Annotated in this window: 17 protein-coding genes and 1 riboswitch; of the genes, 15 read left to right on the forward strand and 2 right to left on the reverse strand. The window is 66.4% G+C overall.

Features of this window, described 5'->3' with window-relative positions; all coding sequences use genetic code 11:
- The first annotated feature begins 39 nt into the window (after positions 1-39).
- Positions 40-262: riboswitch (cobalamin riboswitch) on the forward strand.
- The 7 genes from GOB90_RS13015 (at position 227) to cobJ (ending at position 8,393) form a co-directional block, all read left to right on the forward strand.
- Complete coding sequence (locus GOB90_RS13015) at positions 227-718, forward strand: DUF1636 domain-containing protein (RefSeq protein ID WP_261765960.1); 492 nt, start codon at positions 227-229, stop codon at positions 716-718. It overlaps the preceding riboswitch by 36 nt.
- 1 nt (position 719) lies before the next feature.
- A complete protein-coding gene (cobW, locus tag GOB90_RS13020) occupies positions 720-1,811 on the forward strand; it encodes a cobalamin biosynthesis protein CobW (protein ID WP_146888208.1) in 1,092 nt (363 codons plus the stop codon).
- A gap of 6 nt (positions 1,812-1,817) precedes the next feature.
- Complete coding sequence (gene cobN / locus GOB90_RS13025; RefSeq protein ID WP_146888204.1) at positions 1,818-5,057, forward strand: cobaltochelatase subunit CobN; 3,240 nt, start codon at positions 1,818-1,820, stop codon at positions 5,055-5,057.
- The gene (gene cobG / locus GOB90_RS13030) at positions 5,054-6,238 is read left to right on the forward strand and encodes a precorrin-3B synthase (protein ID WP_146888200.1); all 1,185 of its coding nucleotides are present in this window, start codon (positions 5,054-5,056) and stop codon (positions 6,236-6,238) included. The genes cobN and cobG overlap by 4 nt, the downstream gene beginning before the upstream one ends.
- Positions 6,222-6,851: a precorrin-8X methylmutase gene (locus GOB90_RS13035; RefSeq protein WP_146888197.1), complete on the forward strand. Its 630-nt coding sequence runs from the start codon at positions 6,222-6,224 to the stop codon at positions 6,849-6,851. The genes cobG and GOB90_RS13035 overlap by 17 nt, the downstream gene beginning before the upstream one ends.
- A gap of 19 nt (positions 6,852-6,870) precedes the next feature.
- Entirely contained in the window at positions 6,871-7,662 is a 792-nt protein-coding gene (locus GOB90_RS13040; RefSeq protein WP_146888388.1) for a precorrin-2 C(20)-methyltransferase, read from the forward strand.
- Positions 7,659-8,393: a precorrin-3B C(17)-methyltransferase gene (gene cobJ / locus GOB90_RS13045; RefSeq protein ID WP_146888192.1), complete on the forward strand. Its 735-nt coding sequence runs from the start codon at positions 7,659-7,661 to the stop codon at positions 8,391-8,393. Before GOB90_RS13040 ends, cobJ begins: the two co-directional genes overlap by 4 nt.
- Here the strand turns inward: cobJ and GOB90_RS13050 are convergent.
- Positions 8,369-9,133 carry a cobalt-precorrin-6A reductase gene (locus GOB90_RS13050; RefSeq protein ID WP_146888188.1) on the reverse strand — a complete coding sequence of 255 codons (765 nt, stop codon included), beginning with the start codon at positions 9,131-9,133 and terminating at the stop codon, positions 8,369-8,371. The genes cobJ and GOB90_RS13050 overlap by 25 nt on opposite strands.
- Between GOB90_RS13050 and cbiE the strand changes: the two genes are divergently transcribed.
- Genes cbiE through GOB90_RS13090 form a run of 8 tightly spaced genes read left to right on the forward strand, consistent with a single transcriptional unit; the run spans position 9,132 to position 16,164 of the window.
- On the forward strand, positions 9,132-10,325 hold the full coding sequence (cbiE, locus tag GOB90_RS13055; protein ID WP_146888184.1) for a precorrin-6y C5,15-methyltransferase (decarboxylating) subunit CbiE: 1,194 nt from the start codon (positions 9,132-9,134) through the stop codon (positions 10,323-10,325). The genes GOB90_RS13050 and cbiE overlap by 2 nt on opposite strands.
- Positions 10,322-10,768 carry a cobalamin biosynthesis protein gene (locus GOB90_RS13060; protein ID WP_306309455.1) on the forward strand — a complete coding sequence of 149 codons (447 nt, stop codon included), beginning with the start codon at positions 10,322-10,324 and terminating at the stop codon, positions 10,766-10,768. Before cbiE ends, GOB90_RS13060 begins: the two co-directional genes overlap by 4 nt.
- Entirely contained in the window at positions 10,765-11,550 is a 786-nt protein-coding gene (gene cobM, locus GOB90_RS13065; RefSeq protein ID WP_146888179.1) for a precorrin-4 C(11)-methyltransferase, read from the forward strand. The genes GOB90_RS13060 and cobM overlap by 4 nt, the downstream gene beginning before the upstream one ends.
- Positions 11,547-12,872 carry a cobyrinate a,c-diamide synthase gene (locus tag GOB90_RS13070; protein WP_146888175.1) on the forward strand — a complete coding sequence of 442 codons (1,326 nt, stop codon included), beginning with the start codon at positions 11,547-11,549 and terminating at the stop codon, positions 12,870-12,872. Before cobM ends, GOB90_RS13070 begins: the two co-directional genes overlap by 4 nt.
- Entirely contained in the window at positions 12,869-13,606 is a 738-nt protein-coding gene (cobA, locus tag GOB90_RS13075) for a uroporphyrinogen-III C-methyltransferase (RefSeq protein WP_146888170.1), read from the forward strand. The genes GOB90_RS13070 and cobA overlap by 4 nt, the downstream gene beginning before the upstream one ends.
- Positions 13,603-14,382 carry a precorrin-6A synthase (deacetylating) gene (gene cobF, locus GOB90_RS13080; RefSeq protein WP_146888167.1) on the forward strand — a complete coding sequence of 260 codons (780 nt, stop codon included), beginning with the start codon at positions 13,603-13,605 and terminating at the stop codon, positions 14,380-14,382. The genes cobA and cobF overlap by 4 nt, the downstream gene beginning before the upstream one ends.
- Complete coding sequence (gene cobD / locus GOB90_RS13085) at positions 14,379-15,530, forward strand: threonine-phosphate decarboxylase CobD (protein ID WP_146888164.1); 1,152 nt, start codon at positions 14,379-14,381, stop codon at positions 15,528-15,530. The genes cobF and cobD overlap by 4 nt, the downstream gene beginning before the upstream one ends.
- Positions 15,523-16,164, forward strand: a complete 642-nt coding sequence (locus GOB90_RS13090; RefSeq protein ID WP_146888159.1) for a histidine phosphatase family protein — start codon at positions 15,523-15,525, stop codon at positions 16,162-16,164. Before cobD ends, GOB90_RS13090 begins: the two co-directional genes overlap by 8 nt.
- Here the strand turns inward: GOB90_RS13090 and GOB90_RS13095 are convergent.
- Positions 16,161-16,892 (reverse strand): CbtA family protein, encoded by a 732-nt coding sequence (locus GOB90_RS13095; protein WP_146888156.1) that lies wholly within the window; start codon positions 16,890-16,892, stop codon positions 16,161-16,163. The two genes, GOB90_RS13090 and GOB90_RS13095, sit on opposite strands and share 4 nt — an antisense overlap.
- Positions 16,893-16,895: the final 3 nt, after the last annotated feature.

Here is a 16,895-nt window from a genome sequence, read left to right on the forward strand (position 1 = left end):
ACAGGGTGGCTCTTTCGCTTGACATGCAGGACGCGTTGCCGCAACAGCCGATCTGTTGGTTCCGCTCGTAGATGTATCTATCGAGAGGCTAAGAGGGAATGTGACAGACTGGCCCGCAGGGGCCGACCCAGGCACAGCCGCCCCCGCGACCGTTAACGGAAAGATCGTCCAGGGCCACTGACACAGCGTCGGGAAGGTGGACGATCGTTGGGGAAACCCTGAATCCGTGAGCCGGGAGACCTGCCAGCTGGACGCTACAATGGGCAGCCGGGGTGTGCTGCAACCGGCTGGACCTGTCCCTCTGCCGTCTCGCGGCAAGGGGATGGCCGCGGGCACCCCGGTTGCGGAACAGGACTGGGACATGAACGCGACACTCTTTGTCTGCATAACCTGCCGCGCGGGTGAGCCGGTTGTGGAGGGACAGCCCATCCCGGGTGCTCGCCTCTACACCGCACTGACAGACCAGGCCGCGCCTGACGGCCTCACCATCGCGCCAGTGGAATGCCTGTCCGCGTGCAGCAACGGCTGCACGGTGGCCCTGAGCGCGCCGGGCTGCTGGAGCTACGTCTATGGACGCCTCAATGAAGGCGACGCACCCGACATTCTGGCCGGCGCCATGGCCTATGCGACCACCTCCGACGGGCTGGTCCCGTGGCGCGAGCGCCCGCAGATTTTTCGCAAGCAGAGCCTTGCCCGTCTTCCCCCACAGGAGCGCTGACATGACCGAAACAGCCCGGATCCCCCAGCCCGATGCGGGCCGACCCGATCTCGCGAAAATTCCTGTCACCGTCATCACCGGCTTTCTCGGCGCCGGCAAGACCACGCTCATCCGTCACCTGATGACGCACCCACAGGGGAAGCGTCTGGCGGTGCTGGTCAATGAATTCGGCACGCTTGGCGTGGACGGAGACATCCTCAGATCCTGCGCCGACGCGAACTGTCCGGCGGAGAACATCGTCGAACTGGCGAACGGCTGCATCTGCTGCACCGTGGCTGATGATTTCATACCCACCATCGAACGGCTGATGGCGCTGCCACAGCGACCGGACCATATCCTGATCGAAACGTCTGGCCTCGCACTGCCCAAACCGCTGCTCAAGGCCTTCGACTGGCCCGGCATCCGATCACGCATCACGGTTGACGGTGTCATCACCCTCGCCGACGCCGAGGCGGTGGCCGAAGGACGTTTCGCCCCCGATCCGGCCGCCGTGGACGCGCAGAGGCTGGCCGATGACAGTCTGGATCACGATACACCACTGGCCGAAGTATTCGAGGATCAACTGTCCTGCGCCGACATCGTGCTGCTGTCCAAGGCCGATCTTGTGGATGAGGCGTACCTTGACCGCGCGCGCGCCATGATTGCCGAAACCGCGCCCCGCTCCCTGCCGATCCTGCCGATGCGTGATGGTGTGATCGATCCGCAGATCATCCTCGGACTGGGTGCGGCGGCGGAAAACGACCTGGCCGCCCGTCCCTCGCATCATGACGGTCATGATGACCATGAACATGAGGATTTCGACAGTATCGTCCTCGACCTGCCCGAAATCGCTGATCCGGAAACGCTGGCCGAGGCGGTCCGCACCCTTGCCCGCGAGCAGAAGATCCTGCGTGTGAAAGGCTATGTCGCCATTAGCGGAAAGCCCATGCGGATGCTGCTTCAGGCCGTAGGCGAACGGGTGCGGACCCAGTACGATCGCCCGTGGGGAGCGCAGCCACGCCAGACCCGTCTGGTGGTGATTGCGGAGCACGATCACGTCGATGCCGAGGCGATCCATGCGGTGCTGGTGGCCCAGACGACACTGAAGGGATAAACCGCAATGCACGTGGTCTTCCGTGAAAGCCACGGTCTTGAGGAAACGGACACACCCGTTGATCTCGGGCAGAGTCCGGCCGATCTCGTGGTGCTGTCCTTCTCCGATAGCGACCTCGGTGCTTTCGCGGCGGGATGGCACGCGGCGGAGGGTACCCTGCCCTCCCTGCGGCTGGCCAATCTGGCGGCCCTGCGGCATCCGCTGTCGATCGACACCTATGTCGAGGCCACGCTGGCACAGGCGAGAGGAATCCTGATCCGGCTGATCGGCGGGGTTAATTACTGGCCTTACGGCCTGACGCAGCTGCATCAGGTCGCCCGGCGGACCGGCATCGCTTTGGCCGTGCTGCCCGCTGACGGGCGCGAGGACGCGCGTCTCAGCGAACTCTCCACCGTCCCGACATCCACCCTGCAACGCCTGGCGGCCCTGTGCGACAGCGGCGGCGCTGTAGCGGCACGCGCGGCGCTGGCGCAACTGGCGCTGGCATCCGGCCTTGATGCCACGCCGGTGACCGGGCTGAAGATCCTTCCCGAATGTGGGTGGTACGATCCTGATCAGGGTGGCGGCGCACCGGTGCCCGAAGGCGATGCGCCGCTGGCCGTGGTCACTTTCTACCGCGCCTACCTGACGGCAGCGGATACCGGCCCGATCGACGCCCTGATCCATGCCATGCGTGAACGTGGCTTTCGGGCCGTCGGGCTGTTCACTCCGTCGCTGAAAGTCCCCGAAGCGGCACGCTGGGTCCGGCAGGCCCTGCGCGATGCTAACGCCGCACTGGTGATCAACGCCACCGCCTTTTCCGCTCGTGGCGAGGACGGTACAACGCCACTCGACGCCACGGGCTGCCCGGTCTTTCAGGTCGCCCTCTCCACCGCGCGGCACCGGGACTGGGCCACGGCGGAACGTGGTCTGTCGCCGGCTGATCTGGCCATGCATGTCGTGCTACCCGAAGTGGACGGTCGCGTGTTCGCGGGCGTGATCAGCTTCAAGTCGACGAATGAACGTGATCCGCAGCTTCAGTTCTCCCGGCAGATACACCAGCCCGTCCCTGATCGGGTTGCCGCCGTGGCAGACCGCGTGGCGGCATGGCATCGTCTGGGCACCACGCCCACCTGCGCACGCAAACTGGTGATCGTCCTCTCCACCTATCCCGGCCGCCCCGACCAGATGGCGCACGCCGTAGGGCTGGATGCTCTGGCCTCGACGGAAGCCATCCTGACCGACCTCGCCCGAAACGGTCACGCTGTGTCGTCAGCCACCGAGCCTCTGGCCGATGCACTGATGACCACCCGCCAGAGCTGGCCGCTTGAGGCCTATCGCGCCGCTCTCACGCGACTGCCAGCGGCCTTACAGAAGGCGCTGCAAGATGCATGGGGCAAGCCGGAAGCCGATCCGCTGGTACGGAACGGGGCTTTCCACTTTCCCGCCCTCCGGCGGGGGGCGATGCTGGTGGCCCTGCAACCGGAACGCGGCGAGGTGTGCCAGCGCGAGGGGGATTATCATGACCTCTCCCGCACCCCCCGGCACGCCTACGTCGCCTTCTATCTGTGGCTGAGAGAGCAGCATGTTCACGCACTGGTGCATGTCGGGGCACACGGTACGCTGGAGTGGCTGCCGGGCAAGGCGGTTGCCCTGTCCGCCACATGCTGGCCCGAGGCCCTGTCCGGCGACCTGCCCGTCATCTATCCCTTCATCGTCAACGATCCTGGGGAAGCGGCGCAGGCCAAGCGCCGGATCGGCGCGGTCACGCTGGGCCATCTGCCGCCCCCGCAGCGGGCCAGCGCCGTGCCTGACGGCATGTTGCGCCTGGAAAGGCTGCTCGACGAATATTCCACAGCCGAGGGGCTCGATCCTGCCCGCCGCGACCGGCTGATCGGGGCGATCCGCGCGGAGGCACAGGCCGTCGGTGTCGAACAGGATCTGGGTATCCCGCAGGATGCCGGGGCTGCGGAAGCCATCGTGCGGATTGACCGCTTCGTCTGCGACATCAAGGAAAGCCAGTTCGGCGATGGCCTGCATATCTACGGTCAGGGAGCCGGGGAGCGTGAAGGACTGCTGACAGCCCTGTCCAGTCGCCGGGTGCTGCCCGGTCCGGCAGGCTCCCCCCAGCGCGGACAGGCCGATGTACTGCCGACAGGACGGAATCTCTACGCCGTCGATCCCCGCGCCGTACCCAGCCGGGTCGCCCATGCACAGGGCGTACGGCTGGCCGAGGAACTGCTGCGCCGCCATTTGCAGGATCATGGTGACTGGCCACGCGGCCTGATCGTCGATCTGTGGGGATCGGCCACCATGCGCACCGCAGGCGAAGAATTCGCCATGGCCCTGCATCTGGCCGGACTGGCCCCACAATGGGATTCGGGCTCGGAGCGCGTGTGCGGTTTCGAAATCCTCCCTCCCGTCCTTCTGAACCGTCCGCGCATCGACGTGACACTTCGGGTCTCGGGCCTGTTCCGCGATGTGTTTCCCGGCATGGCCCAAATGTTCGAGGCCGCCGCCGCCGCGCTGGCGGAACGGGACGAACCGCTGGAGGACAACCCCTACAGAACGCGGGGGCCACGGGTCTTCGGGCCACGGCCCGGCCATTACGGGATTGGCATGGGCACGGCGCTGGAAGAATACAGCGACGAGGGCCGCGCTGCCGCTGGAGAAGCATGGCTCAGCGCCTCGGAATGGGCGATCGGCGCGGGGGGCGACATCCGGCGGGATCGCGACGCACTGGAAAGCCGCCTCCGCACCACGGACAGTGTGGCGCATGTGCAGGACCTTTCCGAAACCGACCTGCTTCTTTCGTCCGACTACGCGGCACATGAGGGCGGACCCGCAGCAGCCATTGCCCGACTGGGCGGCCCGGTACCCACGCTCTATCACATCGACGCCACCCGACCCGACGCACCCCGTGCGCGCCTGCTGCGCGAGGAAATCGCCCGGGTGGTGCGCGCCCGCGCCGGCAACCCCGACTGGGCCAGCGGCATGATGCGACACGGCTTTCGCGGTGCGGCGGAGATCACCGCCACGCTCGATACGCTTGCCGCGTTCTCGCACCTGACGCGCGATGTGCCGGGCCATCTCTTCGACATCTATCACGACGCCACGCTGGGTCGCGACGATCTGGTCACTTTCATGGCGCAGGAAAACCCGCGTGCCCTCGCAGCCCTGCGCGACCGCTTCCGTGCGCTCGACGCCGCCGATCTGTGGACCACGCGCCGCAACGCCATTGCCGCCAGCCTGCGGGACGCGCCGTGACCACACCGCTCATCAAGGGCTGGTGCCCGGGGGCGCTGCGCCCGATGCTCTCCGGCGACGGGCTTCTTGTCCGTGTTCGCCCGTCCGCCGGGCGGCTGACGCAAGCACAGGCCAGTGGCATCGCGCATCTGGCCGCGCGCCATGGCAGCGGGCTGATTGACCTGTCAGCACGCGCGAACCTGCAGATCCGTGGCGTCACCGACCACACCTATGCCCCGCTTGTCAGCGGGCTCGCGGCGCTAGGCCTGATCGACCCCACGCCCGAGGCCGAAGCACGACGCAATATTGTCGTGACCCCCTATTGGCAGGCCGGCGACGACACGGCGGAACTGGCCGAACATCTGTCCCGTGTCTTACTGGACGACAGGACACTCACCCTGTCCGGCAAGTTCGGCTTTGCCGTCGATACCGGCCCCCAACCTGTCCTGCACGACGTTTCCGCCGATATCCGGATCGAACGCGACAGCACGGGCAGCCTTCTCTGCCGCGCCGACGGGGTTGCCCGTGGTGCGCGGGTCACGCCGGACAGCATGGCGGACGCAGCGCTGACCCTTGTCCGCTGGTTCGTCGCCAGCGGCGGCCGTGGGCGCATGGCCGCACATCTGGCCAATGGTGCGACGCTACCGGCCACCTTTGCCGCCTGCGAGGCCGCGCCAACGAGGGCCGCCCCCTTTCCAGCCAGTCCCGTTCCAGCCCCTGGTCTTTCAACAGCAGGCTTCATGATCGGCCTTGCCTTCGGCCAGATGCACGCCCGCACGCTGGCCGCCCTTGCCACGCTCGCGCCCCTGCGCGTCACGCCATGGCGCATGCTCCTGCTCGAAGGCCAGACACGCGCACCGGATATCTCCGGAATCATCACCCGCCCGGACGATCCCCTGTTGCACGTCGTCGCCTGCACGGGGGCACCGGCCTGCACCCAGGGCGTGCAACCCACGAGGAAACTGGCGCGCGCGCTGGCGCCGCATATTCCCGCCGGAACGCTGCTGCACCTCTCGGGCTGCACGAAAGGTTGTGCTCATCCGGGGCCGGCAGCGCTCACTCTGGCCGCACACGCGCAGGGCTTCGATCTCATCCGGAACGGCACTGCCGCCGCCCCACCCGTCCGGCGTGGCCTGACGGCCGAACATCTGCTGGCCACCCCCGGGATACTGACAGAAGGTACCGATGCCCCATCTCTATGAAACCGACGGCGCGGCCATCTACCGCATGTCCTTCGCCACCATCCGCGCGGAAGCCGATCTGGCCCGTTTCACACCTGAGGAAGAGGTCGTCGCTGTCAGGATGATCCATGCGGCCGGCATGGTCGGTCTCGAACAGCACATCGCCTTTTCACCCAACATGACGGTCGTGGCCCGTGCGGCGCTGGAGTCCGGGGCACCGATCCTGTGCGACGCGCGCATGGTCAGCGAGGGCATCACCCGCGCGCGCCTGCCATCCGCCAATGAGGTGATCTGCACGCTGAACGACCCCCGTGTTGTCGATCTGGCCCGCGCCATGAGCAACACCCGCTCGGCTGCGGCGCTGGAACTGTGGCGGCCCCACCTGTCCGGCGCGGTGGTGGCCATCGGCAATGCGCCCACCGCCCTGTTTCATCTTCTCAATATGCTGGAAGATCCCGCCTGCCCCCGACCGGGGGCGATCATCGGTTGCCCGGTCGGTTTTGTCGGCGCGGCGGAATCGAAGGACGCGCTGATGGCGACCCTCCCGGTTCCCGCGCTGACGGTCCGGGGGCGGCTGGGCGGTTCGGCAATCACGGTCGCGGCCCTCAACGCGCTGGCCAGCCGGAAGGAATAGACGCGTGTCCGACAGAGTTATACCCGACAGCGTCACACAAGGCTGTCCCGCACAGGGACGTCCCACATCGGGAAGAATCATCTGTGCCGGCCTCGGCCCCGGTGACCCGGAACTGATGAGCGTGCGGGCCGACCGCCTGATCCGCTCGGCCTGCCATGTGGCCTATTTCCGCAAGGCCGGACGCGCCGGACAGGCACGGCGGATTGTCGAAGGGATGCTGGCGCCCGGTGTTATCGAACATCCGATGGAATATCCCGTGACCACTGAACTGCCGGTGGACAGCCCCGCCTACCGCGACGCACTGGCAGGCTTTTACGATTCATGGGCTGCCCGTCTGACCGATCTGGCACGCACTCAGGACGTCGTGGTGCTGTGTGAGGGTGATCCGTTCTTCTACGGCTCCTTCATGCATCTTCACACACGGCTGCAAGGACACGTCGCGCTGGAGGTCGTCCCCGGTATGACCGGTATGACCGGTTGCTGGAATGTCACCGGCATCCCCATCACCTGGGGCGATGACGTGCTGACCGTGCTGACCGGCACGATGCCGGAAGCCGAACTGATACGGCACATGCAGGCGACCGACGCGCTGGTCGTGATGAAAACCGGCCGGAACCTGCCCAGGGTGCGGAGTGCCCTCGCCCTCACGGGGCGGCTGGAGGAGGCGTGGCTGATTGAGCGCGGCACGATGCCCGGTCAGCGTGTGATCCGGCTTGCCGAAGCCCACGATGACGACTGCCCCTATTTCGCAATCGTGCTGGTCCACGGGCATGGCCGCCGCCCCGAAAGGGCACAGGGAGACGAACCATGAGCGGCATGCTGGTCGTCGCCGGCCTCGGTCCCGGCGGCGAGGCGCTGATCACGCCGGAGGTGTCCCTCGCGCTGGCCGGGGCGACCGACGTTGTCGGCTATATCCCCTATGTGGCGCGCATCCCCGTCCGGGAAGGCCTGACACTACACGCCACGGACAATCGGGCGGAACTGGCGCGGGCGACCCACGCGCTGGAACTGGCGGCGGACGGACGGAGAGTTGTCGTCGTCTCGTCGGGTGACCCCGGTGTGTTCGCCATGGCCTCTGCCGTGTTCGAAGCGATGGAGCAGACACCGCATCTGGTGTCCGTGACCGTCCAGATCCTGCCCGGCATCACGGCCATGCTGGCCGCCGCCGCGCGTGTCGGCTCACCACTGGGCCATGATTTCTGCACAATCAACCTGTCGGACAACCTGAAACCCTGGGACATGGTCGAACGGCGTCTGCGCCTTGCCGCGCAGGCGGATTTCGCCATGGCCTTCTACAACCCGCGCTCAGCCAGTCGCCCGCACCAGTTTGTCCGCGTGCTGGAAATCCTGCGCGAGGAATGCGAACCTGAGCGGCTGATTACCTTCGCCCGCGCCGTGACCACGCCAGAGGAACGGATCAATGTGACGACACTGGCTGAAGCCCGCGCCGAAATGGCGGACATGCGCACCGTGGTGCTGGTGGGAAACACCGCCACACGCCGGGTCGGACGGTATGTTTACACCCCGAGGCAGGCGGGATGAGCGGCCACATCGCCTCCGAGCCAGATCATAACGGCTTCAGTGGTGCGTGCCACCGGGCGTGGGGGCACCACGGGCCGATCAATCAGAATGACCGGCAGACCCCGCGCGCGCGCGGCCTCCAGCTTGGCCCGCGCACCCATGCCGCCAGCATTCTTGGCCACGACATGGGTGATACCGTGCGCCTGCATCAGGGCCATATCGCCCTCCCGTGTGAACGGCCCGCGCGCAACGATCACGGTCGCGCGAGGCAGCGGCAGAACAGCGCGGGGCGGATCGACCAGACGCAGCAGATAGTCATGCCGGGGACAGGCCAGGAACGCGTCGAGCGACTGCCGGCCAATCGCGAGGAACACGCGGGCCGGTGCATCGGGCAATGCGGCGACCGCCCCTGCCATATCGGCAACCCTGCACCAGTCATCGCCTTTTTCCGGCCTCCAGGGTGGCCGCTCGAACGCCAGCAGCGGGAGTCCTGCGACCGCACAGGCTTCAACGGCATTGCAGCTCATCCGGGCGGCGAAGGGGTGGGTGGCGTCGATCACGTGGCTGATTCCCGCCGTGTGCAGATACGCCACCAGTCCCTCCACCCCGCCAAACCCACCGACCCGGACCGGCAGGGGCTGAGAAGCAGGCGACGCGGTCCTGCCGGCATAGGAAAAGATGGCATCCACCCCGGCTTCGGCCAGAACACGTGCCATCTGGCTGGCTTCGGTAGTACCGCCCAGCAGAAGGACGCGTCTCATGGCTGACTCCCCTGTTGAACCCTGGCTTGTGATCATCGGCATTGGTGAAGACGGCATGGCAGGTTTGACCGCCGCACGCCATGCCGATCTGGCCCGTGCGGAGGTGATTTTCGGTGGCCCACGCCATCTTGCGCTGGCGGACGCCGGCGACAGGGGTCGTGTCTGGCCGGTGCCCTTCTCAGTCGCACCTGTGCTTGCCGAGCGTGGGCGCAGGGTAGTGGTGGTGGCCTCGGGTGATCCGTTCTGGTTCGGCGCGGGGACCAGCCTTGCGGCCCGGCTCACTCCGGGCGAGTGGGTGGCCCATCCGGCGCCCTCGACCTTTTCGCTGGTGGCGAACCGGCTGGGCTGGCCACTGGAGCAGGTGATCTGCCTCGGGCTGCACGCAGCGCCGCTGGAACGGCTGGTCCCGACGCTGAACGCGAACAGGCGAGCGATCTGCCTGCTGCGTGACGGACAGGCCGTAACCACGCTGGCGCACTGGCTGGTCACACAGGGATTCGGCGCTTCCACGCTCTACGTCATGGAGGCGCTGGGCGGCCCAGGCGAGCGCATCCGCCACGTTGTCGCAACCGATTTCGCCTTCACGGATGTCGCCGCCCCGGTTGCCGTCGCCATCGCCCTGTCAGGGCCACCGGGATCGGGCCGGGCCCCGGGCCTTCCCGACGCCACATTCCTCCATGACGGACAGATCACCAAACGTCCGGTCCGCGCGCTCACCCTCGCCACCCTTGCGCCGCGGCACGGCGAAATCCTGTGGGATCTTGGGGCGGGATCGGGATCGGTCTCGGCGGAGTGGTGCCTGAGTGGTGGACAGGCCATCGCGGTCGAACGCCGTACTGACCGCGCCACGACCATACGCGCCAATGCACAGGCCCTGGGTCTGGAGCACATCCTCAAGGTGGTGGAGGGCGACACTACGGCGGTTCTGGCCCACCTGCCCCGGCCTGATGCCGTTTTCATTGGAGGAGGCGCCGATCAGGCGCTGCTGGATCGTCTGTGGACCGTGCTGCCACCCGGCGTCCGGATCGTCGCCAACGGCGTCACACTGGAGACCGAAGCATTGCTGGCCACATGGCATGGGCAGAAAGGGGGCGAACTGTTGCGCATCGAACTGGCAACCGCCGCTCCGCTGGGAGCGATGCGCGGCTGGCGGCCTGCGCGGCCGGTCGTGCAATGGAGTGTGACACGATGACAGAAAGCCCCATGACAGGCGATCCCGGCCGTCATCCCCTCCCCTCCGGGCTTCTGAAAAATCCCCTGCGGATCGCGGGTTTCGGCTTCCGGCGCACTGCCAGCCTTGCCTCTCTCCGCGATGCCCTTGCGGCGGCGGGTGGGGGCAGAGAGCTCGACGCCCTGGCCACGATCACGGAAAAAGCCTCTTCACCCGCCTTACAGGCACTGGCACGGGAACTTGGCCTGCCCATCCACGGACTGGCGCGTGAAACACTGGAACATGTCAGCACGCCAACCCGTTCCCACCGTGTCATGGCCGGTTACGGAACCGGCAGCATTGCCGAGGCGGCGGCTCTGGTCGCGGCCGGACCGGGCGCATGTCTGCTTGCGCCACGCGCGGTCTCATCCGACGGAATGGCGGTGGCGGCGATTGCCAGAAACGCGAGGAGGACCAGCGAATGACCGTTCACTTCATCGGCGCCGGACCGGGTGCGCCGGATCTCATCACCTTGCGTGGACGAAATCTGATCGCGGCAAGTCCTGTCTGCCTTTATGCCGGATCTCTGGTGCCGGATGCGCTGCTCGACCACTGCCCCCCCGGCGCGCGCATCGTCAACACAGCGCCACTGTCGCTTGACGCGATCGTCGTCGAGATCGTGGCAGCGCATGACGCGGGCCAGGATGTCGCGCGGCTGCATTCGGGCGACCTGTCGGTGTGGTCCGCCATGGGGGAACAACTGCGCCGCCTGCGCGCGCTGGGCATTCCCTATGACATAACGCCCGGCGTGCCGTCCTTCGCCGCCGCTGCCGCCGCGCTGGGTGCGGAACTGACTCTGCCGGGTGTTGCGCAGTCGGTCGTGTTGACACGCACATCGGGCCGCGCCACCCCCATGCCACCCGGCGAAACCCTTGCTGCCTTCGCCACAACCGGTGCGACACTGGCGATCCATCTGTCGATCCATGTGCTGGACCGCGTCCTTGCCGAACTGACCCTGCATTATGGGGCCGATTGCCCTGTTGCCGTAGTGTGGCGCGCCAGCTGGCCGGACGAGCGCATCGTCCACGCGACACTCGGCACGCTGGAAGCCGCGCTGGCCAGCGAACTGGAACGTACCGCGCTGATTCTGGTTGGACGTGCGCTCGGAGCCAGCGACTTTGCGGAAAGCCGCCTTTACGCCGGCGATTATGACCGCCGTTTCCGTCCTGTCGGCACCATGCCCCGCTTTCCGGATGAGGCCGAATGAAGAGTCCTGAAACGATCTGTCCCGGTCTTATCATTTCCGCCCCGGCTTCCGGCGCGGGCAAGACCATGGTCACGCTGGGACTTCTGGCCGCCCTGCGCGCGCACGGGTTGACGGTGCAGCCGTTCAAGAATGGTCCCGATTACATCGATCCGGCGTTTCATTCGGCCGCATCGGGGCGTCCGTCGGTCAATCTCGATACATGGGCCATGTCGGAGGAACGGATCGCGGGTCTGATCGGAGCGCGGACGGATGCGGATCTGATCATTGCCGAGGGTTCGATGGGGCTGTTTGATGGCGTGGCGTCGGCAGGCGAGACCGGGAACGGATCGAGCGCGGATCTGGCAGCGCTGACGGGATGGCCGGTCGTGCTGGTGCTGGATGTGTCCGGCCAGGCCCAGTCGGCCGCCGCCATCGCCCATGGCTTCGCCACGCTGTCATCCGGGGTGCGGCTGGCTGGCGTGATTCTCAACCGCGTCGCCAGCCCGCGCCACGAAGCGCTGATCCGCACGGGCATGAAGGATGCTGGCATACGCGTACTGGGCGCCCTGCCCCGACGCGCGACCATGACCCTGCCCGAACGGCATCTTGGTCTGGTGCAGGCCGAAGAACAGCCGCAGCTTGCCGCGCTGCTGGACGATCTTGGCATTTTCATCACCGCGCATACGAATATTGATGAGATCGTGACGCTGGCCGCCGGCTCCGTCGGTGCCCGGGCTCCGGCGATGGCGTTACCGCCGCCCGGCAATCGTGTAGCACTAGCCCGCGATGCCGCCTTTTCGTTCGTGTACCCGCATTTGCTTGAGGGATGGCGCACGGCGGGGGCGGAAATCGTGCCCTTCTCGCCGCTTGCCGACGAAGCTCCCGCTCCGGACGCCGATGCCTGCTGGATTCCCGGTGGCTATCCTGAACTTCATGCCGGCACGCTCGCCGCCGCCCATCGTTTCCGCGATGGCCTGCAACGCTTCGCCGCGCACAAGCCGGTGCATGGCGAGTGCGGCGGCTACATGGCGATGGGCGTGGGACTGGTCGACGCACAGGGCATCCGGCATGCCATGGCAGGCCTGCTGGGGCTGGAAACCTCCTTCGCGCAGAGGCGCATACACCTGGGCTACCGGCTGGCCACGCTTCACGCGCCGATTCCCGGATATGACGCAGGGCAGCAGCTGCGTGGGCATGAATTCCATTACGCCACCATCACCCGGCAGCGTGACGAAATGCTTGCGCACACCCTCGACGCCAATGGCACCCGCGTCTCCGAAGCCGGATCGCGGCGTGGCCGGGCCACCGGCACCTTCTTTCACCTGATCGCGCCCGCGACATGAGCGGCTTTGTCTCCTTCGTCTCCTCCGGTCCAGGCGATCCCGAACTTCTGACGCTAAAGGCCGTGGCGCGCCTGCAGGCCGCCGACGTCATCCTGTTCGACGACCTGTCCTCAGGACCTGTCCTCGCCCACGCCCGTTCCGATGCGGATGTCATCAGCGTCGGCAAACGGGCTGGCCGACCGTCGCCCCGGCAGGACAGCATCAACCGCCTGATGATGGATTATGCGACGACCGGCGCGCGTGTTGTCCGCCTGAAATCCGGTGACGCGGGCATTTTCGGTCGGCTGGAAGAGGAAATCACGGCACTGGAGGCCGCCGGTATCGGTTACGAGATCATCCCTGGCGTGCCGTCCGCCTGTGCCGCGGCCGCAGCCGCTGGCATCCCGCTCAGCCGCCGGCTGACCTCCCGCCGTGTCCAGTTCGTGACCGGCCACGATGTCACCGGGGATCTGCCCGAAGAGCTGAACATGGCGGCACTAGCCGATCCGGACGCCACAACGGCTGTCTTCATGGGGAAGCGCACCTTTCCGAAGCTGGCCGCGCGCCTGCTCGCTGCCGGACTGCCGGGTGACACCCCCGCTCTTCTGGCCGAGGCGGTAAGCCACCCGGAACAGCGTCTTCTGTACACCACGGTCGCCGAACTGGCCGGAATGCTCGCCACCCACCACAGCAGCGCGCCGGCACTCATCCTCTACGGCGCGCTGAATGGGCAACCGGGTGGAGGCCGACCATGATCGATCTGGTTCTTGTCGGCATCGGCACGGGAAATCCCGAACATCTTACCCTGCAGGCCATGCGCGAACTCAACGCGGCGGACCTGATCCTGATACCGCGCAAGGGCGACGACAAGAGCGAACTTGCCGACCTCCGCCGTATCATCTGCGCGCAGGTTCTCACCAACCCGGCGATCCGTGTCGCCGAATTTGACATGCCGCGCCGCAACACGACCGATCCTGAGTATCACAGGGGAGTTACACAGTGGCACGATGCCGTCGCCACAGTGTGGACGGACGCGATCCGCACCCACCTGCCACGAGGCGGCACCGTCGCGCTGCTCGTCTGGGGCGATCCGGCCCTCTATGACAGCACCTTGCGTATTGCCTCCCGGCTCACTCCTGTGCCCTCGGTGCGTAGCATTCCCGGGATCATGTCACTGAACATGCTGGCGGCCGCCCACACCATCACGCTCAACGCGGTCGGCGCACCGTTTCTCGTCACCACCGGCCGCCAGTTGCGCGACCATGGCTGGCCGCGAGGCGTCGAGACGCTGGTGATCATGCTTGATGGAGAATGCTCGTTTCAGCATGTCGCTCCCGACAACGTCACCATTTACTGGGGCGCCTATGTCGGCATGAGCGAGCAGGTCCTGCTCTCCGGACCGCTCGCACAGACAGGCCCGCGGATTGTGGCCACCCGTGCCGAAGCACGTGCCCGCCATGGCTGGATCATGGACATCTATCTGCTGCGACGGTGTCCACCCGTGGTGAAGGGATCACAGAAACTCCGATGAGCGGCACCCACGATATCCGGAAGACAACATGCGCGGGGACTGCCGAAGGACACGCGGACCGGGTGACACGCAGCGCGTCTTCTCCCTCCTCCCTTCGCCCTCCCCTCATCCCTGCGCATGGGGGGCAGGTCAGCGCGATCATGCGCCATTTTCCCGATGCCACCCGCCCGTTCATCGACCTGTCCACCGGTATCAATCCGGACGCCTATCCGCTACGCATGCCACCTCCCGGGAGCCTGACCCGCCTGCCCGAGGAAGAGGACGACCACGCCCTGCGGGAGGCCGCCGCTATCGCCTATGGCGCTGCCGCCCCGGACATGATCGCGACTGGTCCCGGCAGCCAGAGCCTGATCTCCCTCCTGCCCCGTCTTGTGCCCGCCCCGCGCGCCTGCCTGTGGGAGCCAACCTATTCCGGTCATGCAACCTCATGGCAACAGGCCGGAGCCACCCTGCAACATGTTTCCGACCTCGCCAGTTTCATGCGGGAAGCCGCACGGGAGAGTACGGCCTGCATCCTGTGCAACCCCAACAACCCGGACGGACGCATTCTCCCCGCGACGCAGCTACGGGAACTTGCGGACCTGTGTGCGTCACACGGCAACCATCTTGTCGTGGATGAGGCTTTTGCCGATTTCGACGCGGAAAGCCTCATACCGGTCCTGCCGCATCCGGGTCTGATCATCCTGCGTTCATTCGGCAAGACCTGGGGATTGCCCGGCGTGCGGCTCGGATTTCTGCTGGCCTCTCCGGAAACGGCGGAACAGGCGCGCAACCTTGTCGGTGCCTGGCCCGTCAGCACACTGGCCCTTGCCGTCGGCGGGCAGGCGCTGCGTGACAGGGAATGGCTGGACCGTGCCCGCCTCACCGCGTCTCAGGCGAAGAACCGCCTTGTCGGGCTTCTGGACAGGACAGGACTGCGCAGCGAGGGGCAGGCAAGTCTGTTCACCCTTGTCCGGACGGACCGCGCAACGGATCTGTGGACCCATCTGTGCCGCCACGGGATCATCACCCGTTTGTTCAGCACAGAATCCGACAGCCTGCGTCTCGGTCTGCCCGGAGCCGAAGAGGCGTGGCAACGTCTGGAAGCAGTACTGGCAGAGTGGCGGCAACAGGCGCCGTTGTCTCCTGGAGCGCATACGGATGACTGAGGAATACGCGCAACGGAACCCCATAAAACCTGGGGGCACGAAAATCCTCGCCCTTGCGTCCGGTGTGCCGGACGAGACGAGACGCGGCATCATCCCCGCTCGCGACAGCGTGGCCAGCCAGGACAGCTCCATTCTCGCATGGCTGCGGGAAACACGGCTCCGTTATCCGGTGATCGCCGCTCCGGACGTCGATCTGACGGATGTCGAGTCCGATGCCGAGAGGCCTCTTGTGCGCGAGACGGCCCTGCGCGACCGTGATCACGGACAGTGGCACGGACGCCCGCTCCGTGACCTTTCGCCAGAGGACATCTCCCGATGGATCATGGATCCGGATCACGCCGCGCCGGACGGCGAAAGCAACCGGATGATGCTCGACCGTGCCGGCCGCTGGCTGGAGGCATTACCGGCCGGGACGGGCGACCTTATCGTCATCGCACGACCGACGATTATCCGGATGATGCTGATACATGCCCTTGGTGGCGGAGTGGACATGCGGCACCATCTGGACGTGCCGCCCTCAACCCGTAGCGCGATGTCCCGCCATACAGGCTGGCGGGTTTCCCTTGTGGGTGCACCACTGAGCAGTCGCGACGCCATGCCAGAAACGTCCGGACGGCTGGCTGAAAGCCGCTAGATCCTACGCTGCCCACTCTTTGCGGATATCAGGACAGCCGAGGCCATCGGTCCGAAGATCAGTCCCAGCCCTCCCCACAGAACAACCTGCATCCCGATGGCGGCCTCGCGGAAACGCCAGAGAACGACGGCGGGGAAATTCGCCGGCACCTCGTTGATATCTGGCAGAGCGCTCTGCACCAGCGCCACCAGAACAACGAACAGACCGCCTCCGCACAATGCACCGTTCCAGGCCCCAAAACGCTGCGCCAGCCGACGGCCCACCAGAATGGAAACCGCCATCACGCACAATGACAGCGTGATCATCTCGAAATACGTTGCAGTGCGCAGCCCTATGGTCCCCGGCTGTCCCACCGCAGGAGGATTGGGCGGATATTTCAGATCGGGGATCAGCACAAATGTCAGAAATCCCGCGCCTGCCAGCAGCATCGCCAACGCACGTGGCGAGATCCGGCCCATGCGCCCATAAGCAAACGCAAAGGCAATCGCGAAAATTCCGCCATACGCCGCGCCATAGAGTGTGGCAGCCGTGAAAAGCCCGAACGAGGCCTGCACCGCGCGGCTGACAAGTTCGGGCTCGTCGTGCATTCCGGCCATCGCGTCCCTCGCGCTTTCAAAGGCGATGGACAGGTTGACCTGCGGCTCCCCGAACACGCGCGCGAAGAGAAACGCCAGACAGGCGGCGAGAACACCCGCGATCATACCGCGAGCGAGAAGGCGTCCAGCCATCAG

The sequence above is a fragment of the Acetobacter oeni genome, from assembly GCF_011516825.1.
Lineage (GTDB): Bacteria > Pseudomonadota > Alphaproteobacteria > Acetobacterales > Acetobacteraceae > Acetobacter > Acetobacter oeni.